The sequence below is a fragment of the Streptomyces sp. NPDC048383 genome, assembly GCF_040651775.1.
Classification (GTDB): domain Bacteria; phylum Actinomycetota; class Actinomycetes; order Streptomycetales; family Streptomycetaceae; genus Streptomyces.
The window spans coordinates 22405-45298 of sequence record NZ_JBEZKS010000065.1; the positions used below are offsets into that span (position 1 = coordinate 22405).

Sequence of the window (22894 nt, forward strand, 5' to 3'; positions counted from 1 at the left end):
TGGCCGGTCGCCGGGTGCCGGGGAGGCCGGGCGGCGGCCGCGAACACGGCGATTCGGACAACCGTGCGGGTTTTGTTCGAGGCTCGTCCGTGCAGGCTCTGGCGGTGTGATCGTCGTACGGTTCATCGGCCGCCCAGGGGGACGCAATGGCACACGTACTGGTCATCGGCGGAGGGATCGCGGGGCTGGCCACGGCCCTGCTCGCGGCACGGCGCGGGCACACCGCCGAACTGTTCGAGCGGGACACCCGCGCCCCCGGTACCGCCCTCGACCGGGACTTCTTCCGCTGGCGGCGACCGGCCGTACCGCAGGCGGCGCAGCCGCACGCGCTGCTCGGAGCGGCCCGCAAGGTGCTGCTCGACGAACTGCCCGACGTACACGCCGAAATGCTCCGGCTCGGCGCCCGCGAGCGACACGAACTGGACTGGTTCGACGCCCGCCCGCCCGCGCTGCCCGGCGACGAGGACCTCGTCATGCTCCAGGCCCGCCGCATCGTGCTGGAGAGCGCGCTCGCCACGGCCCTGCGCGCCGAACAGGGCGTGGTCACCCGGTACGGGGAACCCGTGGCGGGGCTCGTCACGCTGGGCGAGGAGGGGAGCGGAACCGGAACCGACCCCCGGGCCGATTCCCGCGCCGGCATCCGGGTGACCGGGCTGACCACGGCCAACGGGGCGTACGAGGGGGACCTGGTCGTGGACGCCGCCGGGCGGCGCGGCGGCGTCGAGCGCCTGCTGGCGGCGGCCGGCTGCCGTCCCGCCGCCGTCGAACGGCACCGCACGGGGCTCGCGTACTTCTGCCGCTGGTACCGGCTGCCCGAGGGCATGGAGGAGGGGCCGCGCCGGCCGTGGACGGTGACCGGCGGGGGCTTCGCGGGCTGTGCGGTCTTCCCGGCCGACAACCGGATCTTCGCCGTCACCCTGTTCGTGCACACCGACGACCCCAGCCGGGGCGCGCTGCGCACCCCGGCCGTCTTCGACGCCGCCGCCCGCGCCTTCCCGCCGGGCGAGGCCTGGCTGGCTACCGGGGCCGAACCGCTGTCCGGCGTACTGGCCATGGCGAGCCTCGACAACCGGTGGAGCGCCCTGGCGGACGAGCGGGGTCCCGTGGTGAGCGGACTCGTCCCGGTCGGGGACGCCCTGACCCACACCAACCCGACCCTGGGGCAGGGCACCTCGCTCGCCCTGTGGGCCGCACACCGGGTGGCCCGGTCGGCGCACCGGGATCCGGGAACGCTCCGCTTCGCCGCCGAGTACCACGACTGGGCCGTCCGTACGCTGAAGCCCTGGTTCGACTTCCAGGTCGTCGCCGACTCGGCCATCGGGGAGCGCTTCGCGACCCGCGCCGGCCGTACGGGGACGGCGCGCGAGGTGGCCGCGCTGTTCGACTGCGCGCTGGAGGACCCGGAGGTGATGCGGGCCCGCGCGAAGGTCCGCCACCTGGCCGAACCCCCCGCACGGGCGTACGCGGACCCCCGCGTCCGGGCCCGCGTGACCCGATGGCTGGCCGCCCGCCCCGACTACGCCCCGAACGCGGTGGGCCCGGACCGGGCGCGATGGGAGCGGCTCACGGCGGTCTGAGACTCATCGGGGCCGGGGCCAGGGCCGGGGCCAGGGCCTGCGGCTCCCCGGTGTCCGGTCCGTGGTGCGCCGCGGCCACCGAGGGGCCGCAGGCCGGGCCCCGGGCGGCGCGTCAGCCGCGGGCCCCGAGCACTTCGGCGAGGTCGTAGCCGATGACCTCCTCCAACTGGGCGTACGTGCAACTCCGCGGGGTCCGGTCCGGGCGCCAGCGGCGGAACTGGGCGGTGTGCCGGAAGCGGTCGCCCTCCATGTGGTCGTACGCCACCTCACAGACGCGCTCGGGGCGCAGCGGCACCCAGGAGAGGTCCTTCTTGCCGGTCCAGCGGCTCTGGGCGCCGGGCAGGCGGGCGCTCTCGTGCGCGGACTCCTCGGCCCAGGCAGCCCAGGGGTGCTCCCGCGGATCGTCCAGGCGCAGCGGTTCGAGTTCCTCGACCAGTTCGGCGCGGCGTTTCATCGGGAAGGCCGCGCAGACGCCCACGTGCTGGAGGGTTCCGTGCTGGTCGTGGAGCCCGAGAAGCAGCGATCCGATGATCGGACCGCTCTTGTGGAAACGGAAACCCGCGACGACGACGTCGGCCGTACGCTCGTGCTTGATCTTGAACATGAGGCGGGCATCGGGCCGGTACGGGAGATCGAGGGGCTTGGCGATCACCCCGTCCAATCCGGCGCCCTCGAACTGCTCGAACCACTCCCGCGCGAGCGCGGGATCGGTGGTCGCGGGCGCGAGGTGGACGGGGGGACGGGCTGTGGAGAGGACCTGGACGAGGGCGCTGCGGCGCTCGGCGAGCGGGGTGTCGAGGAAGGCGTCGTCGCCGAGGGAGAGCAGGTCGAAGGCGACGAAACTGGCGGGTGTCGTCCCGGCGAGCAGTTTCACCCGGGAGGCGGCGGGATGGATGCGCTCGGTCAGGCGGTCGAAGTCGAGCCGCCCGTCGTGCACGATCACGATCTCGCCGTCCACGACGCAGCGATCCGGCAGGTTGTCCTGCAAGGCCGCCACCAGCTCGGGGAAATACCTGGTCAGGCTCTTACCGGTGCGGCTGCCGATCTCGATCTCGGCGCCGTCGCGGTACACGATCGCCCGAAAACCGTCCCATTTGGCCTCGTACTGCATGCCGGCCGGGATGGCGGACACGGACTTGGCGAGCATCGGCTTCACGGGGGGCATCACCGGCAGTTCCATGTACAGGATTCTGCGGTGGTACGTCCGGCCCCGCCCGGTATGCGCACCCGGGCGAGCCCGCCTACCGTGGCGCACATGGCTGCTGCGGGTGGTGCGATCGAGCTCGACGCGGGCGGACGGGCGGTACGGCTGTCCAGCCCCGACAAGATCTACTTCCCCGAGCGGGGACTCACCAAGAGGGACGTCGCCGAGTACTACCTGGCCGTCGCCGACGGCATCACCCGCGCCCTGCGCAACCGTCCCACGACCCTGGAACGGTTCCCGGACGGCGTGGAGGGCGAGTCCTTCTTCCAGAAACGGGCTCCCAAGAACCTGCCCGACTGGATCCCGACCGCCCACATCGCCTTCCCCAGCGGCCGCACGGCGGACGAGATCTGCCCGACCGAGCCCGCCGCCGTCCTGTGGGCCGCCAACCTGGGCTGCCTCACCTTCCACCCCTGGCCGGTGCGCCGCGACGACACCGACCGGCCCGACGAACTCCGCATCGACCTCGATCCGCAGCCCGGCACCGACTACCACCACGCCGTGGCCGCCGCCCACGAACTGCGGGCCCTGCTGGACGAACTGGGGCTACGGGGCTGGCCCAAGACCTCGGGCGGGCGCGGCCTGCACGTGTTCGTGCCGATCGCACCCCGCTGGACGTTCACCGAGGTGCGGCGCTGCGCCATCACCCTGGGTCGGGAACTGGAGCGGCGGATGCCGGGCAAGGTCACCACGGCCTGGTGGAAGGAAGAGCGCGGCGAGCGCATCTTCGTGGACTACAACCAGACGGCGCGCGACCGGACCATCGCCTCCGCGTACTCCGTCCGCCCGCGCCCCCACGCCCCCGTCTCGGCGCCGCTGCGGTGGGACGAGGTGGACGACGCGGAACCGCGCGACTTCGACATCGTGACCATGCCGGCCCGCTTCGCCGAACTCGGCGACCTGCACGCCGAGATGGACGAGCACGCCTTCTCGCTCGACACGATCCTGGAACTCGCCGACCGGCAGGAACACGATCACGGGCTGGGGGACATGCCCTACCCTCCGGATTACCCCAAGATGCCGGGCGAGCCGAAGAGGGTCCAGCCGAGCCGGGCGAAGCACGAGGACACCCCCGACACCGCCTGAGCGGGCGACCATTCGGCGAGCGCCGAGTGATCATGTTGGGGAACACTGTGCGGATGAGTTTCGTGGCACCTCCGACAGCACAGGACCGGGCCCTTCGGCACGTCGCGGAACGGGCGTCGGGCCCTCCACTGGATCCGACGCTACGGGTGACCCTGAACTTCCACCCGGACCACCTGTCGCAGGGCGTACCGATCCTGGACGCCATGGCCGAGGACGACGTCTACCGTTCGCAGTTCGTCACGGGGACCAGCAACGGCGGCCTGACCGCTCATCCCGGCGGCGACCGATGGCGCTGGGAGAGCCGGATCTTCGACGGCGCGTACGACGCGGCGACCCCTCATGAGCGCCCCGTCTACGGCGCGTTGAACTTCCGTCGCAAGCCGTTCGGCGGGGCGCCGCGGTTCGGCTCCGCGCACTTCCGGCTGACCGCGGAGAGCCTGGAGCGGACGACGTTCTGTTACCCGGACAGTTTCCTCGAGCCCTCGGATTTCGCCGTCGCGGCCCGCATGGGGCTCGTCGCCCTCGCCCTCGCGGATCGGCAGGACGCGCTGGACGACTACATCGAGGCCCACGTGCACGGGCCGGTCCGGCTTCGCCGCGACGTGGAGGCGTTGGTTCTGGACCCCTGCTACCGCCGCACGCCGGTCGAGGCCGCGGCCCTGCGTGTCGGCTGCCCGGTGGAGTGGCACCCCGGCTTTCGGCTCGGGGTCGAGGAACTCCGACGTCACCCGGACTACCGCGGCCGGGAACACGTCGATCTGGGGACGCGGATCGCGGTCGACGGCGTGCTCGATCCTCGGATCGTCGGGCGTGCGGCGAGCGCCGGCCTCCACGACCCCCGGGCGGTCAAGAAGGTGTGGCACTACCTGGCGCGGTTCGGGGCGCCCGCGCAGGCCACCGACGCACCGGTGCCCCCGGTATCGATGGCGGGGGTGGTGGTCGATGGTGAGTGAAGCGGCCGGGCCGGGGCGTCGTCCGCTGTTGTTCCTGGACGTCGACGGGCCGCTGATTCCCTTCGGAGGGTCGGGGTACGGCACGTACCCGGGTCGGTGGGAGACGTACGGTAACCCGCTGCTTGGTCGGCTCGACCCTCGCCTCGGCGCCCGGCTGTTGACGCTGCCCTGCGATCCGGTGTGGGCGACGACGTGGGTCGAGGAGGCCAATGAGACCGTCGCCCCGATCCTGGGACTGCCCCGGCTGCCGGTGGTCGAGTGGCCGGAGCCCGCTGCCGACGAGGGGCGGGACGGCCTGCACTGGAAGACCCGACCCCTCCTGGCCTGGGCGGGGGATCGCGCGTTCGCCTGGTTCGACGACGAGATCGCCCCGGCCGACCGCACCTGGGTCGCAGCCCACCACCCGCAGCCCACCTTCCTCCACCGGGTCGACCCCCGTACCGGCCTCAGGGACCCGGACTTCGAAGCCCTCGCCCACTGGCTGACCACTCTCGTGGCCTGAGGCGGTCGACCGGGAAGCGGGGCGAGGGGCGTTTCCGGCGGCTCCTCAGTCGAGGCAGAACTCGTTGCCTTCGATGTCCTGCATCACGATGCACGACTCGTTCTCCTCGTCGGCGACGAGGACGAGTTGGCGTACCGCGCCGAGCGCGACCAGTCGGGTGCACTCGGCCTCAAGCGTGGCGAGGCGCTCCGCGCCCACGAGACCGGTGCCGACCCGCACGTCGAGGTGCACCCGGTTCTTGACGACCTTCCCCTCCGGGACGCGCTGGAAGTACATGCGCGGGCCCGCTCCTGAGGGATCGGAGCAGACGAAGCCCGCGTTTCGACGCTCGGGCGGCAGCGAGAGGTTGTAGGCGTCCCAGGTGGCGAACCCTTCCGGCGGAGCCGGTACGACGTAGCCCAACACTTCGCACCAGAAACGGGCGACGCGCTCCGGGTCCGCGCAGTCGAAGGTGACCTGGAACTGCTTGATCGTTGACATCGGACCACCATAAGTGGCGCGTCGAGACATCGGTGCTGGACGGGGGGACGGGGTGGGGTCTAAATAAGCACGAACGGCCGTGCTGATATCCTTGCTGGGGTCCGGCCGACGCCGGTCGGTTCTGCGGAGATCCCGAAGGAGTGGGCATGCGTCCCATGGCTGCACTGGTGAGCGTCACCCTCGACATCGCCGCCCGGGTGGCCCCGGGCCTTGCGGGGAAGGCCGCCTTCGCGTTGTTCATCCGGCCCCTCGGGCGGCCCCCGTTGCGACCCGGGGAAGTCGAGGTGATGGGGCGGGCGGAGCGGGGGCGGCTGACCGTCAACGGCGCGTCCGTCACCACGTACCGGTGGGGCGACGGCCCGCGCCCGGTGCTGCTGGTGCACGGCTGGTCCTCGCGCGCCTCGCGGCTCGCCGCCTTCGTGGAGGCGCTCCGCGCCCAGGGCCACAGCGTGGTCGCCTTCGACGCCCCCGGACACGGGGAGTCCGGGGGCCGCGCCGCCTCGATACGCGACTTCCGCGAGATCATTCACGGACTGCACCGCGAACACGGGGAGTTCTCCGCGATCGTGGCCCACTCCATCGGGGTCCTGTCGACCCTGTTCACCCTGCGGGACGGCGTCCGAGTGGAGCGGGTGGTAGGCATCGGGGGAGTGGCCCACTTCGACCACGTCATCGACGGGTTCCGCCGCGCCCTGCCCGTCGGGCCCGCCGTCGTACGGGCGCTGCGCGGCCATGTGGAACACCGACTCTTCGCCGGGACCCCGGACATCTGGCGCCGCCTGGACGCCCGACTGGATCCGGGCCCGGCTCCCGAACGCATCCTGCTCGTGCACGACACCGAGGACGACACGACGACGCCCGCGCAGTCGCGGGCGCTCGCACAGGCCTACGGGGAGCGCGCCCGACTCATCGAGACGCACGGCCTCGGCCACCGGCGCATCCTCCGCGACCCCGAAGTGGTCGCGGCGACGACCGAGTTCCTCGCCGGCATGCAGTCCGCCGCCGCCCCCTGAGCCGCCCCGGGCCGTTGCGGGGCGGACCCGGTTCCGGGGGGTATGGGCGTGCTGCCGCCCGGCCCGCCACTCGCCTTATCGGGCGCCCGATCGCACGCGGCGTAGGGGTTGTACGGGCTGCCGGCCCGGTCGGCTGTGCGTGCGGGCCGGTCCGGCGAGCCGGAGAGGCGAGGTCGCTCCGTCCGGGCCGACCCGTCCCCGTCACCCGGTCGCGCCCGCCGCAGGCGGTCGTTCCGGGAGTTGCTCCGGGGCGGCCGCCACACCCCTCAGGCGGTCGAGGATGCCCCGGCCGGCCCGCTCGTACGCGACGGAGTCGTCCAACAGCAGCGAGTGGGCGTTGGACAGTTCCATCAACGCGATGACCTCGAAAGCCAATTGCGGCACGTCCGCCGGCCCGAACGTCGCGCGGAACGCGCCCGCCAGCCGGGCCTCGTCCAGGACCCGTTCCACGTACCGCGTCCAATCGGAGCGGGCCGTGGCGATCTCGTCGCGCACCGGGCCGGGCCGTGCGTCGAACTCGGCGGAGACCGTGGCGAAGAAGCACCCGCCGGGAAACACCCGTCCCGCCGAGTAGGCGATCCACCGCTCGCACAGCAGCCACGCCTTGGCGACGCCCGGCGGCTCCTCGCGCAGCGGGCGCACGACGTGCTCCACGAACACGTCCACCGCGGCGCGAACCGTCGCGAGCTGAAGGTCCTCCTTGGAGCCGAACAGGGCGAACACCCCGCTCTTGCTCAGCCCCAGGTCGGTGGCGATCCTGCCCAGCGAGAGCCCTTGAGGCCGTCCACCGATGCGATCCGCACGGTCCGGTCGAGTACGGTCCGCCGCGTCTGGTTCCCGCGCTCCACGCGCCCGTCTGCCATTCGGCCAGCGTACCGAACGCACGATCGTTCACTCTCTGCCGCAGCCGCAGCCGCAGCCGGATGCCGGTGTGCACAGGTGTTGATCGCGTGTTGATGAGACGTACATCGGGGGGAGCCACGATCGGCGCATGTCGATGAACACCACCACCAGCACCACCCCCGCCTGGTACGCCCTCGCCCTGTGCGCGCAGACGGGACCGAGCTTCTTCTTCCCGGAACCCGGCTCGTCGCTGCGGGACGCGAAGCGGCTGTGCGGGGCGTGCGAGGGCAGGGCGGCGTGCCTGCAGTACGCCTTGGCCAACGACGAGCGCTTCGGCGTCTGGGGCGGCCTCTCGGAAGCGGAACGGCAGGCCCTGCGCCGGCGCGGCTGACCCGCCGCCCACGGGCGCGGCGTCCCGGGCGCACCTGCCCGGGTGCCGCCCCGCACCCGACGAAGCCCCGGGGAGCGTGGCTCTCCCGGGGCTCTCGTCGTGGGCCGCCCCACAGGGGCGGCGGGGGCCGGTCTCAGCCCTTGCGGGCGGCCACGCGTGCGGCGCGGGCGGCGAGGCGCTCGTCGAACTTACGGGCCTCGCTGTCGAGCCCGTCCATGAACAGGCCGAGTTCCTGCTGTGCCTGCTGACCCTCGGGGCCCAGACCGTCGATGTCCATGATCTTGAGGAAGCGGATCACGGGGCTGAGTACGTCGTCGTGGTGGATCCGCAGGTTGTAGACCCCGCCGATCGCCATCTGCGCGGCCATCCGCTCGAAGCCGGGCATGCCGTGACCGGGCATCCGGAAGTTGACGACCACGTCCCGGACGGCCTTCATCGTCAGGTCCGGGGCGATCTCGAAGGCCGCGCCCAGCAGGTTGCGGTAGAAGATCATGTGCAGGTTCTCGTCCTGCGCGATGCGGGCCAGCATCCGGTCGCAGACCGGGTCACCGGACTGGTGGCCGGTGTTGCGGTGCGAGATGCGGGTCGCCAGCTCCTGGAAGGCCACGTACGCGACGGAGTGCAGCATCGAGTGGCTGTTGTCCGACTCGAATCCCTCGGACATGTGCTGCATGCGGAACGCTTCGAGCTTGTCCGGGTCGACGGCGCGCGAGGCCAGCAGGTAGTCGCGCATCACGATGCCGTGCCGGCCCTCCTCGGCGGTCCAGCGGTGGACCCAGGTGCCCCAGGCGCCGTTGCGACCGAAGAGCGTCGCGATCTCGTGGTGGTAGCTGGGGAGGTTGTCCTCGGTCAGCAGGTTGACGACCAGCGCGATCTTGCCGATGTCGGTGACCTTCGACTGCGCCGGGTCCCAGGCTTCGCCGTCCTCGAAGAAGCCGGGGAAGTTCCGGCCCTCGCTCCACGGGACGTACTCGTGGGGCATCCAGTCCTTGGTGACCGTCAGGTGGCGGTTGAGTTCCTTTTCGACCACCTCTTCCAGCGCGAACAGCAACTTGGCGTCGGTCCACGCCTCCGAGCTGCCGAGGTGGGGAGAGGTGATCGTCACGGGTACTCCTGGGTGCAAAGCGAATTACCTACGGTTCCGTAGCCTACGGAGTCGTAGGTTAAGCGCGACATCAAGGCCAGCCAAGCCCCAGGGGTGGCTATGCGCCGTTACGTCCGGTTATTTACGCAGTTTGAAAGCGTGCTGAGCGGGGTTTGTGGTTCGAAAATCACGCCGAAAGAGGACGACGGTCTCTCAATTTGACGTTCCGGGTTGCCGAACCGAGGCCCCATGGGGGCGTGGTCGGCGCAGGTCCTGACATGCCACGGGAAAAGATCATGTAGCCGTACAAGTGGTAGCAGTGGTGGCCGCTGTTGCGCTACGGTCGGTAGCGCGGATCTCACGCGGGGCGACCCCGGGTCCGTGGCGCCGGCTTGCCCTCCCCAGTGGGTTCGGCCGGAGGCGGCGACGCGCGCCCCACCGCACGTACACCGCACCACCCTCTTGTACACCGCTCCACCTCGCCCGGCCAATCCCCCCGCATCCCCCCTGTGCACGGCATCCCCCGCACACCGCATCACCGGCGCAATACGCCACCGCGCGCTCCGCGCGCACCCCGCACCGAGGACAGCAGAAGTGGGAGCAGCACGATGACGGGCACCCTCCGTGGCCTGCCGGTGGACCGCGAGTTCCGGTCGGCCCCGCCCCTCGCGGAGAAGCTCCGCCACTCGGTACGCCTGCCCGGCGGCCCCCACGGCGCGGGAGCCGCCCGGGCGACCGTACGGTCCCTGCTGCTGCGGCACGGGCTGGCCGACCTGTGCGGCACCGCCGCCCTCGCCGCCTCCGAGCTCGTCTCCTGCGCCGACCGGTTCACGCCCGGCCTGGAGATGACGCTCACGGTGCGGTGGCAGTTCGACGCGCTGCGCATCGTCCTCTACGACCAGCACCCCGCGCACGCCTCGCCCGACGACGGGGAGGAGTGCCGGCGGCAGCGCAGTCGGGCGATGTGGCTGCTGGCCCGGGCGGTGGAGTCCGGCGGTGGGGACTGGGGGCTCACCCCCGTACTGACCCCGCGGGGCGGCACCAAGTCCTGGGCCTTACTCTCCCGTTGAGGGCGGACCGGACCGGGCCCGGTCGTACCCGACCCGACCCGACCCGACCGACCCATCGCGACGCTCAGTCCTCCCAGCGGGACTCCCTGACCTCCTCCGCCGTCGTCGACCGCAGCTCGCCGTCGAGCAGCAGCCACCGGGTGATGCCGATCGACTCCAGGAACGGGACGTCGTGGCTCGCCACCAGCAAGGCGCCCTCGTACGACTCCAGGGCGTCGGTGAGCTGCCGTACGCTCGCCAGGTCCAGGTTGTTCGTCGGTTCGTCCAGCATCAGCAACTGGGGAGCCGGCTCCGCGAGCAGCAGCGCCGCGAGCGCCGCCCGGAAGCGTTCGCCGCCCGACAGGGTGCCCGCCGCCCGGTCCGCGCGGGCCCCTCGGAAGAGGAAGTGCGCGAGCCGTGCCCGGATCACGTTGTTCGTGGCGTGCGGGGCGAACCGCGCCACGTTCTCCGCGACCGTGCTCTCGTCGTCCAGTACGTCCAGGCGCTGCGGCAGGTAGCGCGTCGGCACGTGCGTGAGCGCCTCGCCGGAGGTGGGCGGGACGAGGCCCGCGATCGTCCGCAGCAGCGTGGTCTTGCCCGACCCGTTGCCGCCGACCAGCGCGATCCGTTCCGGCCCGCGCACCTCCCACACGCCCGCCACCGCGGCCCCGTGGGCCAGGCGCAGATCGGTGGCCGTCAACACCCGGCGTCCCGGGGGGACCTGGGTGGCGGGGAGGTCGATGCGGATCTCGGCGTCGTCGCGGACCGCCTCCACGGCCTGGTCCAGCCGCTCCCGGGCTTCCGTCAGCTTCTCCGCGTGCATGATGCGGTGCTTGCCGGCCGACTCCTGGGCGGCCCGCTTGCGGGCACCCATCACGATCTTCGGCTCGCGCTTGTTCTCGTACATCTTCTGGCCGTACCGCTTGCGCCGGGCCAACTTGACCTGCGCTTCGGCCAGTTCGCGCTTCTGGCGCTGTACGTCGCCCTCCGCGACCCGGACCATCCGCTCGGCGGCCTCCTGCTCGCCGGCGAGCATGTCCTCGTAATCGGCGAAGTTGCCTCCGTACCAACGGACCTCGCCGTCCCGCAGGTCCGCGATCTGGTCGACCCGGTCCAACAGCTCGCGGTCGTGGCTGACCAGCACCATCACCCCGGTCCACGATGCGACGGCCGCGTACAGGCGGCGCCGGGCCCGCAGGTCCAGGTTGTTGGTCGGTTCGTCGAGGAGCAGCACGTCGGGTCGGGCGAGCAGCAGGGCGGCCAGCCGCAGCAGGACGCCTTCGCCGCCGGACAGTTCACCGACCGTGCGGTCCAGGTCGATCCCGGCGAGCCCGAGTTGGTCGAGCGTCGCCAAGGCCCGCTCCTCCACGTCCCAGTCGTCACCGAGGGCGGCGAAGTTCGCCTCGGTGGCCTCACCCGCCTCGATGGCGTGCAGGGCGGCGCGGGTGGCGCGGATGCCGAGGACCTCGTCCACCCGTGCCCCGGTGGCGAGGGTGACGTCCTGCGGGAGGTAGCCGATGGACCCGGCGACGGAGATCTGGCCGGTCGTCGGACGCAGTTCACCGGCGACGAGCTTCAACAGGGTCGACTTGCCACAGCCGTTGAGGCCGATCAGGCCGGTGCGGCCGGGGCCGACGGCCCAGTGGAAACCATCGAGGACGGGAGTGCCGTCGGGCCATTCGAAGGAAACGTCGGAACAGGTGACATGGGTGGGGGCATGACTCATAGAGGCCTCCAGGTTGCGTGGAATGGTGCGTGCAACGCGGGGAGACAGCCGACCGTCACGTGATCGTGTCGGTGGTCGGTGTCTCGGACCTCAGATGAGCAACGTCCTACTCCGTTTCGACGGCAATGGGGCGTTCACGAAGCTACGGACGGCCCTGGCCGCCCGCAACCGAATATCGGGCGCGGGTCAGCGGGAACCGCGCATCAGCTCGGCCAGGCTGTGGTCCATGTCCAGGTAGTGGTGCTCCAGACCCAGCGGGACGACCGCCGCGGCGCGTTCCAGGAAGCGCTGGAGCTCGGCCGTCACCATCAGCACGATCGCCACCCCCTCGGCCGCGTGGAACTCGATCGTCGTGCGGTCCCCGTCGTACGGGCGCACCCGTACGTCGCCGCTGCCGGACGGCTGCCGGATGCCCGACGCCAGCAGCTCGCGGGCGAAGGTCCACGAGACCTCGACGCCCTCCAGGGTGGCGAGCGCGGGGAAGGCCATGCGGACGGCGAAGGGATCGGCGCGGTCGTAGCAGAGGGTGACGGGCACGGTCTCGACCTTCGGCGCGGTGGCGATCAGTCGGGCCTGCACGGCCTGCTCGATGACAGTGATCAAGGCTCGCTCCCTTGCGGCGGATCTGCTGTCGGGCCCTGGGGTGGAGCCCGGCAACCGGATAGACGCCGGAATCGGCACGTCCGTGCATGCGGGATGACGTGAGCTGTGTCACCGATTGGCCGGAACTCGCCCGTGTGATCGCACAGAGTGACGACTGGGGGACGATGCGCCAAGGATCGCCGGTCGGGCCGGTGGAGTCCGGGCCCTTCGGATTAAGTCCTGTTACCGCTCACTCCACAGGCCCAAAGCCGCCCGGATGTGCCCCGGACGGCCCCCTGAGGCGCCCTGGACGGAGATCGCGGGGTGCGTTAGCTTCCGGCGCCATGAGACTTCTAGGAGTTGGCATGTGCGCGGCAGCCCTGTTGGTGGGGTCGGTGGCCGCTCCGGTACAGGCGGACACCGGCGGCGCGGCCCCCGCCGCAGCGGGCTTACGGGGCCACGCCTGGTCGGTGAAGCCGACCGACAAGGACTCCCGTTTCCGCGGCCTGGCCGCGGTCGGCCGGAGCACGGCCTGGGTCGCCGGCTCCAAGGGCGTGGTGCTGCGCACCGTCGACGGGGGCCGCAGTTGGCGGGACGTCTCGCCGCCCGGCGCCGTCGCCGAGGGGCTGGAGCTGCGCGACATCGAGGCCTTCGACGCCCGCCGGGCGGTGGCCCTGTCCATCGGCGAGGGCGAGGCGTCGCGGGTCCTGCGGACCGAGGACGGCGGCGCCACCTGGACCGAGGCCTTCCGCAACCCCGATCCGCGGGCCTTCTACGACTGCCTGACCTTCTTCGACTCCCGCCACGGGCTGGCCATGAGCGACCCGGTGGACGGCAAGTTCCGCATCCTGGCCACCGACGACGGCGGCCGCAACTGGAAGGTGCTGCCGGACGCCGGGATGCCGGCCGCCCTCCCCGGCGAGGCCGGGTTCGCGGCGAGCGGCCAGTGCCTGGTGGCCTCCGGCCCGCGCGACGTATGGCTGGCCACCGGCGGCGGCCCGACCGCCCGCGTACTGCACTCCGCCGACCGCGGCCGCACCTGGCGGGCCGCCGACACCACGATCCCCGCCGGGGACCCGGCGCGCGGGGTCTTCGCCCTCGCCTTCCGCGACCGTACGACGGGCCTCGCGGTGGGCGGCGACTACCGCACCGGCCAGGCCTCGCCGCAGGCCGCCGCCCGCTCCACCGACGCGGGCCGCGGCTGGAGCCCGTCGGCGACGCCGCCGCCCGGCTACCGGTCGGGCGCGGCCTGGTACCCGTACGGGCGGTCCACCGCCCTCGCCGTCGGACCCACCGGCACCGACGTCACCACGGACGCCGGCCGCACCTGGCGGGCGCTGGACCCCGGCTCGTTCGACACCGTCGACTGCGCGCCCGACGGCGGCTGCTGGGCGGCGGGGGAGAAGGGGCGGGCGGCCCGACTGGAGCGGCGCTGAGGCCCGTCTGGCCGTGGGGGCAAGGGGCCGTCGAACAGGTCCGTCCCCGGGCCCCGCGGGGCGGTGAACCGCACCGCGGGGCCCGCCAGGGAGGCGTGACGTGTGGGGCGGTCAGGTCGCCGGGTTCTCGCGGACCGTCGCAAGGTCCGCCGAGGTCCTCGTGGCGAGGAACTCGGTGATCCGGTAGGAGCAGACGCCGGCGACGACGAAGGGGTCCCCGGCCGCGATCTCCTCGATCTCGGCGCGCGAGACGCCACCGGCCAGGATGACGCCGCCGTCGCGCGGGACCTTGCGGCCGGACGCCAGGAAGACGCCGTTCGCGTAGTGGCCGGCCAACCAGGCGACGTGCGCGTCCATTTCGTCCTCGACGTCTTCGATGGGCGCGATGTAGGTGAGCTCCATGACGAACATGATCACCAGGCTACTCTCGGACCATCATGACCACTGTGAAAACCCCCGCCGACGAGGCCGAGGCCCGGGCGGTACAGGACGAACTGCGCCATCACGTCGTGCTCGCCGAGACCGGCCCGCCACCCGGCGCGGGCCTGGTCGCCGGCGTGGACGTCGCCTACGACGACGCACGCGACCTCGTCGCGGCCGCCGCCGTCGTGCTGGACGCCGCCACCCTCGCGGTCGTGGCCGAATCCACCGCCGTCGGGCCCGTCAGCTTTCCCTACGTCCCCGGACTGCTCGCCTTCCGCGAACTGCCCACCGTGCTCGCCGCGCTGGACGCGCTGACCGTCACCCCCGACCTCGTCGTCTGCGACGGCTACGGCCTCGCCCACCCGCGCGGCTTCGGCCTCGCCTGTCACCTCGGCGTGGTCACCGGGCTCCCCAGCATGGGCGTCGCCAAGAACCCCTTCACCTTCACGTACGAGGAACCGGGCGCCCGGCGCTCCGACGCCGCCCCGCTGCTCGCGGCGGACGGCGCCGTGGTCGGCCGGGCGCTGCGCACCCAGGACGGGATCAAGCCCGTCTACGTGTCCGTCGGCCACCGTGTCACGCTGGACAACGCCTGCGCCCACGCCCTCGCGCTGAGCCCCCGCTTCCGGATCCCGGAGACCACCCGGCACGCCGACTCGCTGTGCCGCCGCGCCCTGCGCGAGGCGACGGGCTGACGCGTCCGGCCGGTCGCGCCGCCCGCCCCGCCCGCGCCGCACGACCCGCTCAGTCCTCCGCCGCCACCCGGAAGCGGATGCCCGCCTCCTGCAACCGGTCCAGCAGGGCGTCGCCCATCGCCACCGCCGTGGTGAGCTGCCCGGCGGTGTCCGGCAGGGCGTCGTGGGCCAGGCACAGCGCGGACTCGGCCAGCATCTTCGCCGTCTCGCCGTACCCCGGGTCGCCGCCCGAGACCTCGGTGAACACCCGCCGGCCCCCGCCCTCCCCGACGAAGCGGAGGGTGAACCAGCTGCGCGCCCGGCGTTCCGCGTCCGGGCCGCTGCCCGGCTCCCAGCGGCCCATCAACCACCGGCGGGCCGCCGGGACCTGCGCCAGCGCGGCCACCGCGCCCACGGCCGCCGTACCGCCGACCGCGACCGGCAGATGCCGTACGGCGGCGTAGTGCCGGTAGCGGAAGTCCGGACCGTACCGCGCCAGCGCGGCCGCCGACCGGGCCACCACCGCCGGGTCGAGGGTGGGCAGCGGCAGCGCCCAGGAGCCGGTCTCCCGGCTGAAGCGCGGGGCGCCCACGGGCCCCCGTACGCGACGCCCGGGCAGCCGCGGTTCGTGCAGGCGCCGGGAGCGGGCCGCGGCCAGGGTCTGCGGACCCCGGCCCAGCGCGGTGAGGGCGGAGGCCAGGGTGCCGCCGGAGAACAGGGCGTTGGAGCGGACGAACCCGTCCACCCGCAGCGGTACGCCCTCGGGCAGCCGGTTCACCGTGAACCAGGCCCCGAGGTCGGCCGGAACCGAGTCGAAGCCGCAGGCGTGCACCAACCGCGCCCCCGTCTCCCGGGCCCGGGCGTCGTGGGCGACGTACATCCGGTCGACGAACTCCGGCTCGCCGGTGAGGTCGACGTAGTCGGTGCCCGCCTCGGCGCAGGCCTCGACCAGCTCCGCCCCGTACCAGACGTACGGGCCCACGGTCGTGGCCAGCACCCGGGTGGAGGCGGCCAGTTCGCGCACGGCCGGGCCGTCGGAGGCGTCCGCCCGCAGCAGCGGCAGGTCGGCGCAGGCCGGGTTGAGGGCGGTCAGCCGCTCGCGCAGCCGCTCCAACTTGCCGAGGTCGCGCCCCGCGAGGGCCCACCGGCAGGCCGCCGGGGCGTGCGCGGCCAGGTACTCGGCGGTCAGGGCTCCCACGAAACCGGTCGCGCCGAAGAGTACGACGTCGTGGGCCCGTTGCGGACCTTCCTTGCGGACGTGCTCGTTCATGAACCGCTCCTCCCGGCTGGTATCGGTGGCTGAGGCTAGCGTGGGACGCGACTGTCCGTGCGCGCAGGTGTGACCTGCGGTAAGTGGGAGGCGTCGATGAAGGCTGCGGTGCGCAGGTGGGAGGCGGTGCGGGAGTTCGCGCTGGGGCTGCCGGAAGCCGTGGAGGAGCATCCGTGGGGGCCCGAGGACGCGGTGGTGAAGGTCAACAGGAAGATCTTCGTCTTCCTCGGGAACGCGGACGGCCCCGAAGCCCCCGGCGTGTCGGTGAAGCTCAAGGACGAGGCCCTGCACGGCCACGCGATGACGGCGCCGGGGGCCGAGCCCACCGGGTACGGGCTGGGGCGGGCCGGCTGGGTCTCCGTGCCGCTGGGGGAGAAGGGGGCGCCGACGGCCGAGGTGCTGTGCGAGTGGGTGGAGGAGAGCTACCGGACGGTGGCGCTCAAGCGGCACGTGAGGGAACTGGACGCGCGGATCGCGGACCGGGCCGCGGGTCGGGCTCCGGAACGGGACGGCGGCGAGAACGACTGGGCGAGAACGACTGGGCGAGAACGACTGGGCGAAAACGACTAAGCGCTTGCTCTTGTGCTGAGTGGAGCGCGTTCCTAGCATCGCTGGTGTTACATCGGTTGTGTCACACACTCGCACCAGGGGCGCTGGGGGCTCGATGGCAGTGACGGGATCAGGAACGGAACCGGGCGCGACACCGGCCGCGGAGACCGGCGCGGGCCCCGCGTCGGCGGGCGGCCCGCTCGCGGGCGTGCGCGTCGTCGAACTGGCGGGCATCGGCCCGGGCCCGTTCGCCGCCATGCTCCTGGCCGACCTGGGCGCGGACGTCGTCCGGGTGGACCGGCCCGGCGGGGGCGGCCTCGCCGTCGACCCGGCCTACGACGTCACCAACCGCAACAAGCGGTCCGTACTGATCGACCTCAAGGCCGCGGACGGGCCCGCCCGGGTGCTCGACCTGGTCGAGCGCGCCGACGTGCTGATCGAGGGGTTCCGCCCAGGGGTCGCCGAGCGGCTCGGGGTCGGCCCCGCCGACTGCCACGCCCGCAACCCCGCCCTGGTCTACGGTCGGATGACCGGCTGGGGCCAGGACGGGCCGCTCGCCCACACCGCCGGGCACGACATCGCGTACATCGCCGTCACCGGGGCGCTCGGCATGATCGGCCGGCCCGACGAGCCGCCCGCCGTGCCCGCCAACCTGGTCGGGGACTACGCGGGCGGCTCGCTCTACCTCGTCATCGGCGTCCTCGCGGCGCTCCGGCACGCCCGCACGCCCGGCGGCGCCGGGCAGGTCGTGGACGCCGCGATCGTCGACGGCACCGCCCACCTCACCGCCATGATCCACGGCATGGTCGCCGCGGGCGGCTGGCAGGACCGGCGCGGGGTCAACCTCCTCGACGGCGGCTGCCCCTTCTACGGCACCTACGAGACCTCCGACGGCGGCCACATGGCGGTCGGCGCGCTGGAGCAGCAGTTCTACGACACCTTCGTCGGCCTCCTCGGCCTCGGCGACCGGGCGCCCGCGCGCAAGGACCTGGCGCGCTGGGGCGAACTCCGCGAGGCGGTCGCCGAGCGCTTCAAGTCCCGTACGCGCGCCCAGTGGACCGAGGTCTTCGAGGGCACCGACGCCTGCGTGGCCCCCGTGCTGTCCCTGCGCGAGGCGCCGCACCACCCGCACCTCGCCGCCCGCGGCACCTTCACCGACTTCGGGGGCATCACCCAACCCGCCCCCGCGCCCCGGTTCTCCCTCACCCCGACGGCCGTCACCACGGGTCCCGCGCGGCCGGGCGCCGACACCGCTTCGGTCGCCGCCGACTGGGACGTACCGGCCCTGCTCGGTGAGGACGCCTGATGGAACTCTCGATGATGCTCGACCACGCGGGCGACCCGCGGATCGAAACCGTCAAGAACTGGCTCTAGGAGGCCCCCTGATGAAGCGCCGGATCTTCGACGTCGACCACGACGCGTTCCGCGAGAGCGTCCGCACCTTCCTGAGCAAGGAGGTGCTGCCGCACTACGAGCAGTGGGAGAAGGACGGCATCGTCAGCCGCGAGGCCTGGCTGGCCGCGGGCCGCCAGGGGCTGCTGGGCCTGGCCGTCCCGGAGGAGTACGGGGGCGGTGGCAACACCGACTTCCGCTACGCCGCCGTGATAGCCGAGGAGTTCACCCGCGCCGGCACGCCGGGGCTCGCCATCGGCCTGCACAACGACATCATCGGCCCGTACCTGACCTCGTTGGCCACCGAGGAACAGAAGCGCCGCTGGCTGCCCGGTTTCTGCTCCGGCGAGACGATCACCGCCATCGCGATGACCGAACCGGGCGCGGGTTCCGACCTCCAGGGCATCCGCACCTCCGCCGAGGACCGGGGCGACCACTGGCTGCTGAACGGCTCCAAGACGTTCATCTCCAACGGCATCCTCGCCGACCTCGTCATCGTGGTCGCGAAGACCACCCCCGAGGGCGGGGCGCACGGGCTGTCCCTGTTCGTCGTCGAGCGCGGCGCCGAGGGCTTCGAGCGGGGCCGCAACCTCGACAAGATCGGCCAGAAGGCCCAGGACACCGCCGAGTTGTTCTTCAACGACGTACGCGTCCCCAAGGAGAACCTGCTCGGCGAACCGAACGGCGCCTTCCTCCACCTGATGACCAACCTCGCGCAGGAGCGGATGGGCATCGCCATGGCCGGCATCGCCGCCGCCGAGCACCTGCTGGAGATCACCAGCCGGTACGTGAAGGAACGGGAGGCCTTCGGCCGCCCCCTGTCCAAGCTCCAGCACATCCGCTTCGAGATCGCGGAGATGGCCACCGAGTGCGCGGTCACCCGTGCCTTCATCGACCGCTGCATCACCGATCACTCGCACGGCGAACTCGACCACGTCCACGCCTCCATGGCCAAGTGGTGGGCCACCGAACTCCAGAAGCGGGTCGCCGACCGCTGCCTGCAACTGCACGGCGGCTACGGCTACATGAGCGAATACCGGGTCGCCCGTGCCTTCACCGACGGCCGCATCCAGACCATCTACGGCGGCACGACCGAGATCATGAAGGAGATCATCGGCCGTTCCCTGCTGGGCTGAAACCTCCCCTGGGAAACTCCCCTTGGAAACCTCCGAAAGGCTTGACCAGTGAGCACCGAAGCTTACGTATACGACGCGATCCGCACCCCGCGCGGGCGCGGCAAGGCCAACGGCGCCCTGCACGGCACCAAGCCGATCGACCTGGTCGTGGGCCTGATCCACGCCCTGCGCGAGCGCAACCCCGGCCTGGACCCGGCCGCCATCGACGACATCGTCCTCGGCGTCGTCGGCCCCGTCGGGGACCAGGGCTCCGACATCGCCCGGATCGCGGCCATCGCCGCCGGACTCCCCGACACCGTGGCGGGCGTACAGGAGAACCGCTTCTGCGCCTCCGGTCTGGAGGCCGTCAACCTGGCCGCCGCCAAGGTCCGCTCCGGCTGGGAGGACATGGTCCTCGCGGGCGGCGTCGAGTCCATGTCCCGCGTCCCGATGGCCTCCGACGGCGGCGCCTGGTTCGCCGACCCCATGACCAACTGGGACACCGGCTTCGTCCCGCAGGGCATCGGCGCCGACCTCATCGCCACCATCGGCGGGTTCTCCCGCCGCGACGTGGACGAGTACGCCGCCCTGTCCCAGGAACGCGCCGCCGCGGCCGTCAAGGCGGGGCGCTTCGCCCGGTCCGTCGTCCCGGTCACCGACCGCAACGGCCTGGTCGTCCTGGACCACGACGAGTTCATCCGCCCCGGCACCACCGCCGACTCGCTGGCCAAGCTCAAGCCGTCCTTCGCCGACATCGGCGACCTCGGCGGGTTCGACGCCGTCGCCCTGCAGAAGTACCACTGGGTCGAGAAGATCGACCACGTCCACCACGCCGGCAACTCCTCCGGCATCGTCGACGGCGCCTCCCTCGTCGCCATCGGCTCCCGCGAGGCGGGGGAGCGGGGCGGTCTCACGCCGCGGGCCCGCATCGTCTCCGCCGCGGTGTCCGGCTCCGAGCCCACCATCATGCTCACCGGCCCCGCCCCCGCCACCCGCAAGGCCCTCGCCAAGGCCGGGCTCACCATCGACGACATCGACCTCATCGAGATCAACGAGGCCTTCGCCGGCGTCGTACTGCGCTTCGTCGCGGACATGGGCGTCTCCCTCGACAAGGTCAACGTCAACGGCGGCGCCATCGCCCTCGGCCACCCGCTCGGGGCGACCGGCGCGATGATCCTCGGCACGGTCATCGACGAACTGGAGCGCCAGGACAAGCGCTACGGGCTCGTGACCCTGTGCGTCGGCGGCGGCATGGGTGTCGCCACCATCGTCGAACGCCTCTGATCCGTCCTGTACCCACGCCCCCCGGACCTTCCGAAACGAAAGCAGTGACCATGAGCGAGTCCACCACGATCCGCTGGGAACAGGACGAGACCGGCGTCGTCACCCTCGTCCTCGACGACCCCGACCAGTCCGCCAACACCATGAACCAGGCCTTCAAGGACTCCATCGCGGCGATCGCCGACCGCGCCGAGGCCGAGAAGGACTCCATCCGGGGCATCATCTACACCTCCGCGAAGAAGACCTTCTTCGCGGGCGGCGACCTCAAGGACATGATCCGGCTGCGGCCCGAGGACGCCCGGCTCGCCTTCGACACCGGCACCGAGATCAAGCGCTCGCTGCGCCGCATCGAGACCCTCGGCAAGCCCGTCGTCGCCGCCATCAACGGGGCTGCGCTCGGCGGCGGTTACGAGATCTGCCTGGCCTCCCACCACCGCGTCGCGCTCGACGCGCCCGGCTCGAAGATCGGCCTGCCCGAGGTCACCCTCGGTCTGCTGCCGGCCGGCGGCGGCGTCACCCGTACCGTCCGCCTCATGGGCATCGCCGACGCGCTGCTCAAGGTCCTGCTCCAGGGCACCCAGTACAACCCGGCGCGGGCCCTGGAGAACGGCCTGGTCCACGAACTGGCCGCCACCCCGGAGGAGATGCTGGCCAAGGCGCGCGCCTTCATCGACGCCAACCCGCAGTCGCAGCAGCCGTGGGACGTACCCGGCTACAAGATCCCCGGCGGCACCCCGTCCCACCCGCGGTTCGCGGCGAACCTGCCGGCCTTCCCGGCCAACCTGAAGAAGCAGCTGAACGGCGCCCCGTACCCGGCCCCGCGCAACATCCTGGCCTGCGCCGTCGAGGGCTCCCAGGTGGACTTCGAGACCGCGCTGACCATCGAGGCCCGGTACTTCACCGAGCTGGTCACCGGGCAGACCGCCAAGAACATGATCCAGGCGTTCTTCTTCGACCTCCAGGCCGTCAACGCCGGCCGCAGCCGCCCCGGCGGCGTCGAGCCCCGCACGGTCCGCAGGGTCGCGGTCCTCGGCGCCGGCATGATGGGCGCCGGCATCGCCTACTCCTGCGCCCGCGCGGGCATCGAGGTGGTGCTCAAGGACGTCACCCCCGAAGCCGCCGCCAAGGGCAAGGCGTACTCCGAGAAGCTCCTCGACAAGGCGCTCTCCCGGGGCCGCACCACCGAAGCCAAGCGCGCCGAGATCCTCGCCCGGATCACCCCCACCGCCGACGCCGCCGACCTGGCCGGCTGCGACGCCGTGATCGAGGCCGTCTTCGAGGACACCTCCCTCAAGCACAAGGTGTTCCAGGAGATCCAGGACGTCATCGCGCCCGACGCGCTGCTCTGCTCCAACACCTCGACGCTGCCGATCTCCGGCCTCGCCGAAGGGGTGAAGCGGCCGGCCGACTTCATCGGCCTGCACTTCTTCTCGCCCGTCGACAAGATGCCCCTCGTCGAGATCATCAAGGGCGAGCGGACCGGCGACGAGGCCATCGCCCGCGCGTTCGACCTGGTCCGCCTGATCAACAAGACGCCGATCGTCGTCAACGACTCGCGCGGTTTCTTCACCTCGCGGGTCATCGGCCAGTTCATCAACGAGGGCGTCGCGATGGTCGGCGAAGGCATCGAGCCCGCCTCCATCGAGCAGGCCGCCGCCCAGGCCGGCTACCCGGCCAAGGTGCTCTCCCTCATGGACGAGCTCACCCTCACCCTGCCGCGCAAGATCCGCAACGAGACCCGCAAGGCCTTCGAGGCCGAGGGCCGTACCTGGGCCGAGCACCCGGCCGACACCGTCATCGACCGGATGGTCGACGAGTTCGACCGCCCCGGCCGCAGTGGCGGCGCCGGCTTCTACGCGTACGACGAGGCCGGCAAGCGCGCCGGCATCTGGCCGGGCCTGCGCGAGCACTTCACCAAGGTCGGGTACGAGATCCCCTTCGAGGACATGAAGGAGCGGATGCTGTTCTCCGAGGCCCTGGACACCGTCCGCTGCCTCGACGAGGGCGTCCTCACCTCGATCGCCGACGCCAACATCGGCTCCATCATGGGCATCGGCTTCCCCGCCTGGACCGGCGGCGTGATCCAGTACGTCAACGGCTACGAGGGCGGCCTGCCCGGGTTCGTGGCCCGCGCCCGGGAACTCGCCGAGCAGTACGGCGAGCGATTCACCCCGCCCGCCTCCCTGGTGGCGAAGGCCGAGCGCGGCGAGACGTACGCCGACTGAGCGCGGCGGGGCGTCGCCCCGGCGCGGGCGCCCCGGTCC

Annotated in this window: 21 protein-coding genes and 1 pseudogene; 14 read left to right on the forward strand and 8 right to left on the reverse strand. The window is 72.3% G+C overall.

Annotation, left to right across the window (positions count from 1 at the left end; genetic code table 11):
• Positions 1-146: 146 nt before the first annotated feature.
• The gene (locus AB0D46_RS32805; RefSeq protein ID WP_362882901.1) at positions 147-1577 is read left to right on the forward strand and encodes an NAD(P)-binding protein; all 1431 of its coding nucleotides are present in this window, start codon (positions 147-149) and stop codon (positions 1575-1577) included.
• 112 nt (positions 1578-1689) lie between these two features.
• Here AB0D46_RS32805 and AB0D46_RS32810 read toward each other — a convergent pair whose 3' ends face one another.
• Positions 1690-2757 carry an ATP-dependent DNA ligase gene (locus AB0D46_RS32810; protein ID WP_362882903.1) on the reverse strand — a complete coding sequence of 356 codons (1068 nt, stop codon included), beginning with the start codon at positions 2755-2757 and terminating at the stop codon, positions 1690-1692.
• 75 nt (positions 2758-2832) lie between these two features.
• On the opposite strand from AB0D46_RS32810, the gene ligD reads away from it, so the two are divergent.
• From ligD to AB0D46_RS32825, 3 genes are read left to right on the forward strand one after another with little or no spacing between them, the layout of a single operon-like run.
• Positions 2833-3867 carry a non-homologous end-joining DNA ligase gene (ligD, locus tag AB0D46_RS32815; RefSeq protein WP_362882904.1) on the forward strand — a complete coding sequence of 345 codons (1035 nt, stop codon included), beginning with the start codon at positions 2833-2835 and terminating at the stop codon, positions 3865-3867.
• A gap of 53 nt (positions 3868-3920) precedes the next feature.
• On the forward strand, positions 3921-4820 hold the full coding sequence (locus tag AB0D46_RS32820) for a DUF3626 domain-containing protein (RefSeq protein ID WP_362882906.1): 900 nt from the start codon (positions 3921-3923) through the stop codon (positions 4818-4820).
• A complete protein-coding gene (locus tag AB0D46_RS32825) occupies positions 4810-5322 on the forward strand; it encodes an HAD domain-containing protein (protein ID WP_362882907.1) in 513 nt (170 codons plus the stop codon). Before AB0D46_RS32820 ends, AB0D46_RS32825 begins: the two co-directional genes overlap by 11 nt.
• A gap of 45 nt (positions 5323-5367) precedes the next feature.
• Here AB0D46_RS32825 and AB0D46_RS32830 read toward each other — a convergent pair whose 3' ends face one another.
• Complete coding sequence (locus AB0D46_RS32830) at positions 5368-5802, reverse strand: VOC family protein (RefSeq protein WP_362882909.1); 435 nt, start codon at positions 5800-5802, stop codon at positions 5368-5370.
• 146 nt (positions 5803-5948) lie between these two features.
• Between AB0D46_RS32830 and AB0D46_RS32835 the strand changes: the two genes are divergently transcribed.
• A complete protein-coding gene (locus AB0D46_RS32835) occupies positions 5949-6815 on the forward strand; it encodes an alpha/beta fold hydrolase (protein ID WP_362882911.1) in 867 nt (288 codons plus the stop codon).
• A 201-nt stretch (positions 6816-7016) separates the two neighbouring features.
• Here AB0D46_RS32835 and AB0D46_RS32840 read toward each other — a convergent pair.
• A pseudogene (locus AB0D46_RS32840) lies at positions 7017-7678 on the reverse strand (TetR/AcrR family transcriptional regulator).
• A gap of 128 nt (positions 7679-7806) precedes the next feature.
• On the opposite strand from AB0D46_RS32840, the gene AB0D46_RS32845 reads away from it, so the two are divergent.
• A complete protein-coding gene (locus tag AB0D46_RS32845; RefSeq protein WP_362882913.1) occupies positions 7807-8049 on the forward strand; it encodes a WhiB family transcriptional regulator in 243 nt (80 codons plus the stop codon).
• A gap of 133 nt (positions 8050-8182) precedes the next feature.
• On the opposite strand, the gene AB0D46_RS32850 is transcribed toward AB0D46_RS32845, so the two are convergent.
• Positions 8183-9154 carry an acyl-ACP desaturase gene (locus tag AB0D46_RS32850; protein WP_362882915.1) on the reverse strand — a complete coding sequence of 324 codons (972 nt, stop codon included), beginning with the start codon at positions 9152-9154 and terminating at the stop codon, positions 8183-8185.
• 587 nt (positions 9155-9741) lie between these two features.
• Between AB0D46_RS32850 and AB0D46_RS32855 the strand changes: the two genes are divergently transcribed.
• Positions 9742-10203, forward strand: a complete 462-nt coding sequence (locus tag AB0D46_RS32855; protein ID WP_362882917.1) for an ATP-binding protein — start codon at positions 9742-9744, stop codon at positions 10201-10203.
• 64 nt (positions 10204-10267) lie between these two features.
• Here AB0D46_RS32855 and AB0D46_RS32860 read toward each other — a convergent pair whose 3' ends face one another.
• Together AB0D46_RS32860 and AB0D46_RS32865 are read right to left on the reverse strand one after the other, a co-directional pair.
• Entirely contained in the window at positions 10268-11908 is a 1641-nt protein-coding gene (locus AB0D46_RS32860; RefSeq protein WP_362882919.1) for an ABC-F family ATP-binding cassette domain-containing protein, read from the reverse strand.
• Positions 11909-12094: 186 nt separating this feature from the next.
• Positions 12095-12511: an SsgA family sporulation/cell division regulator gene (locus tag AB0D46_RS32865; RefSeq protein WP_362882921.1), complete on the reverse strand. Its 417-nt coding sequence runs from the start codon at positions 12509-12511 to the stop codon at positions 12095-12097.
• Between the two features lie 344 nt (positions 12512-12855).
• Between AB0D46_RS32865 and AB0D46_RS32870 the strand changes: the two genes are divergently transcribed.
• A complete protein-coding gene (locus AB0D46_RS32870) occupies positions 12856-13926 on the forward strand; it encodes an oxidoreductase (RefSeq protein ID WP_362882923.1) in 1071 nt (356 codons plus the stop codon).
• A gap of 111 nt (positions 13927-14037) precedes the next feature.
• On the opposite strand, the gene AB0D46_RS32875 is transcribed toward AB0D46_RS32870, so the two are convergent.
• Positions 14038-14337, reverse strand: a complete 300-nt coding sequence (locus tag AB0D46_RS32875) for a YciI family protein (protein WP_362882925.1) — start codon at positions 14335-14337, stop codon at positions 14038-14040.
• A 26-nt stretch (positions 14338-14363) separates the two neighbouring features.
• On the opposite strand from AB0D46_RS32875, the gene AB0D46_RS32880 reads away from it, so the two are divergent.
• Positions 14364-15044 (forward strand): endonuclease V, encoded by a 681-nt coding sequence (locus tag AB0D46_RS32880; protein WP_362882926.1) that lies wholly within the window; start codon positions 14364-14366, stop codon positions 15042-15044.
• Between the two features lie 49 nt (positions 15045-15093).
• Here the strand turns inward: AB0D46_RS32880 and AB0D46_RS32885 are convergent, their stop codons facing one another.
• Positions 15094-16293, reverse strand: coding sequence for a saccharopine dehydrogenase NADP-binding domain-containing protein (locus AB0D46_RS32885; protein WP_362882928.1), 1200 nt, complete (start codon positions 16291-16293; stop codon positions 15094-15096).
• Between the two features lie 96 nt (positions 16294-16389).
• Between AB0D46_RS32885 and AB0D46_RS32890 the strand changes: the two genes are divergently transcribed.
• The 5 genes from AB0D46_RS32890 (at position 16390) to AB0D46_RS32910 (ending at position 22855) form a co-directional block, all read left to right on the forward strand.
• The gene (locus tag AB0D46_RS32890) at positions 16390-16863 is read left to right on the forward strand and encodes an MmcQ/YjbR family DNA-binding protein (RefSeq protein WP_362882930.1); all 474 of its coding nucleotides are present in this window, start codon (positions 16390-16392) and stop codon (positions 16861-16863) included.
• A 94-nt stretch (positions 16864-16957) separates the two neighbouring features.
• Positions 16958-18148, forward strand: coding sequence for a CaiB/BaiF CoA-transferase family protein (locus tag AB0D46_RS32895; RefSeq protein WP_362882932.1), 1191 nt, complete (start codon positions 16958-16960; stop codon positions 18146-18148).
• A 79-nt stretch (positions 18149-18227) separates the two neighbouring features.
• Positions 18228-19370: an acyl-CoA dehydrogenase family protein gene (locus AB0D46_RS32900; RefSeq protein WP_362882934.1), complete on the forward strand. Its 1143-nt coding sequence runs from the start codon at positions 18228-18230 to the stop codon at positions 19368-19370.
• Positions 19371-19418: 48 nt separating this feature from the next.
• Positions 19419-20633, forward strand: coding sequence for an acetyl-CoA C-acetyltransferase (locus AB0D46_RS32905; protein WP_362882936.1), 1215 nt, complete (start codon positions 19419-19421; stop codon positions 20631-20633).
• Between the two features lie 50 nt (positions 20634-20683).
• Positions 20684-22855 (forward strand): 3-hydroxyacyl-CoA dehydrogenase NAD-binding domain-containing protein, encoded by a 2172-nt coding sequence (locus tag AB0D46_RS32910; RefSeq protein ID WP_362882938.1) that lies wholly within the window; start codon positions 20684-20686, stop codon positions 22853-22855.
• Positions 22856-22894: the final 39 nt, after the last annotated feature.